The sequence below is a fragment of the Rhodococcus sp. KRD197 genome (assembly GCF_017168235.1).
In the GTDB taxonomy this organism is placed as follows: Bacteria; Actinomycetota; Actinomycetes; order Mycobacteriales; family Mycobacteriaceae; genus Rhodococcoides.
Genome location: NZ_JABFAO010000067.1, coordinates 1 through 2,630 on the forward strand (window position 1 = coordinate 1; position 2,630 = coordinate 2,630).

The following is a 2,630-nucleotide window of genomic DNA, read 5'->3' on the forward strand; positions in this document are numbered from 1 at the left end:
ACCAGGGACACCAGTAGTCCGGTCATCATCGTGACCGCGAACACGAGCACCCACCGCTGCGCGGGGTCGTATCCGACCTGGAGGTTCGCGAATTCCTTGGCACCGTCGAACCGGACGACGGTGCCGTCGGAGAGGGTCGTCGATTCTCCGGGCCGCAGGTTGACCCGGTCCTGCTTGACCAGCCGGCCCTGGTTGATCATCTCCTGGTCCAGGGAGAAGATCGACTGCGGGATGCCGGTGTCGAGACCGGTGTCGCCTTTGTAGATGTCCACTGCCACCGCGGGATCGACCAGTTCCGGGAAGCGGGAGGAGAGCAGGTTGCCGTTGAATTGCGCGGTGGGCGCGAAGAGTCCTTCGATGGCGATCTGCCCTCGGCGGCGCTCCTCGGCGGTGGCGTAGGTCCCCCCGGGTGGGTCGAATCGCAGCGCGCCGCTGCTGAGGAACGTGGTGGCGTCGTCGGGGCGGAACTGCAGCGCTTCGGTGCGGGTCTGGCCGTCGGGGAAGGTGACGGTGAACTCGGGGGCGTAGCCGTGTCCGGTGAGGTAGATGCGTTCGTCGCCGAGCCGGAGGGGTTCGTTGACTTTGAGTTGATAGTCGCGCCAGGTGTCGGCGGCGATGTCGTCGGCGCTCTGGTAGGAGATGTTCGAGGTGAACATCTCGGCCTGACCGTTCTCGAGGTAGTCGGCGGTGAAATCTCTGACCCGGATACAGAACGGCTCGAGTCCGGTGCCGTCGGTGCTGTTGCCGGCGCGAAAGGAGTCGTAGATCGCGGGCGAGGTGTTGCAGAAACCGGGCCCGTTGTCGGCGATGACGATGACCGAGCCTTCGTAGCCGAACAGTTTGCCGATCGCGATGGCCGCGAGCAGACCGATCAGCGAGAAGTGAAACAGCAGGTTCCCGGCCTCGCGGGTGTAGCCCTTCTCCGCCGAGAGAGTCAGTGCCCCATCGGGCTCGGGTCGAACGGCGGTACGCCACCCTTTCAAGTGCCGCGCGATGTCGGCGATCACCTTCTCGGGGTCACCGGCGAGGGTGCCCGAATGATGCAACGGTAGTCGAGTGAGGTTTCGCGGTACTCGAACAGGTTGTGCGCGAAGAGCTTTGCCGTGCTCGATCAACCGGGGAGTCAGACAGCCGATCAGCGACACGAACAACAGGACGTAGATCGCGGTGAACCAGGAACTCGCGAACACGTCGAACAATTCCAGCGTGTCCATCACCGGCCCGAGAACCGGACGCGCGGCAATGAAAGAATCGACGGCCTGGGTATTGAGATTGCGCTGCGGCAGCAAAGCGCCGGGGACAGCTGCGGCGGCGAGGAGGAACAGCAGCACCAACGCTGTCCGCATCGACGTCAGTTGTCGCCACCGGTTGCGCAGCATCGCCACTGTTCTGCGCACCAGTCCCGGCGAGTGCGCACGGGGGTGTTCGTCGATCGTCATCTCCGCACGCCCTTCACCGACCACCATCTAAATACTACGCGACATAGTAGTTTGCGGGGTTCGGTGTGATGGAGCGTGGTCGGCGCAGCAGCGAGAACGCCAGTGCTGCACCAGCGCCGGTGGCGGCAATCCATTCCGGAACGCTGCCGGTGATCGTCGCCGGGGTGAGGGTGGTGCTCAGTGACACCTCGGTGACGACAGCTGCGGGGGTGAACAGCTCCGTGCGCTCGACGACCTCCCCGCGTGCATCGATGACGGCGCTGACGCCGCTGGTGGCCGACACGACGACGCTGCGCCCGTGTTCGACCGCTCGTACCCGCGACATGGCGAGTTGTTGATAGGTCATGTTCGTCCGACCGAAAGTGGCGTTGTTGGTGGGCACTGCGATCAGCTGGGCACCGGCGCGCACGGAGTCGGTGAGCAACGAGTCGAAGGCGACCTCGTAGCAGGTGGCCACCGCGACGTGCACTCCGGCGAGGTCGAGGACGCCGTTGCCCTGGCCCGGGGTGAAGTTTCCTGCCTGGGCGGCATAGGGAGAGAGTGCGGTGACGATCGTGCGCATCGGCAGGTACTCCCCGAACGGCACCAGTTGCCGCTTGTCGTGCCTCTGCCCGGGCCCGGTGACGGGATCCCACACGATCGAGGTGTTGCTCGTGGTGCCGTCGTCTCGGCGGAGAACCGTGCCGACGAGTACGGGGACTCCGACGGCGCGGGCCGCGGCGTCGATACGTGCGGCGGCGTCGGGGTTGCGCAGGGGATCGATGTCGGAGGAGTTCTCCGGCCAGATGACCAGGTCGGGTGCGCGTACGCGGCCGGAGTCGATGTCGGCGGCGAGCTCGATGGTGCGCTGAACATGGTTGTCGAGAACCGCGCGTCGTTGGGCGTTGAAGTCGAGACCGAGACGCGGGACGTTGCCTTGCACCAAGGCGACGGTGACCGTGTCCTGCTGCGGCGGAGCGAACAGTGGAGCCACCACCGTGAGCGCCCCTACAGCAGTGGCCACACCGATGCACGACGCTGCTGCAGTTCTGCGGGTGATGCGACCGGAGGCAACGACGCCGGCCAGAGCGGACCCGATCAGCACCACGACGAACGACAACCCCGGCGCGCCGATCACCGCAGCCAGAGGCAGCAGCGGCCCGTCGGATTGACCGAATGCGATGCGGCCCCAAGGGAAGCCGCCGAACGGGA

General features: G+C 65.9%; 2 protein-coding genes. Both read right to left on the bottom strand.

Annotated features, from left to right (window positions below; all coding sequences use genetic code 11):
* A partial coding sequence (locus J1M86_RS24390) for a cytochrome c biogenesis protein ResB (protein ID WP_032400877.1) occupies positions 1-1,439 on the bottom strand: 1,439 nt, incomplete at its 3' end.
* 34 nt (positions 1,440-1,473) lie between these two features.
* Positions 1,474-2,630, bottom strand: a 1,157-nt coding sequence (gene lnt, locus J1M86_RS24395; RefSeq protein ID WP_052061606.1) for an apolipoprotein N-acyltransferase, incomplete at its 5' end; no start/stop codon positions are given.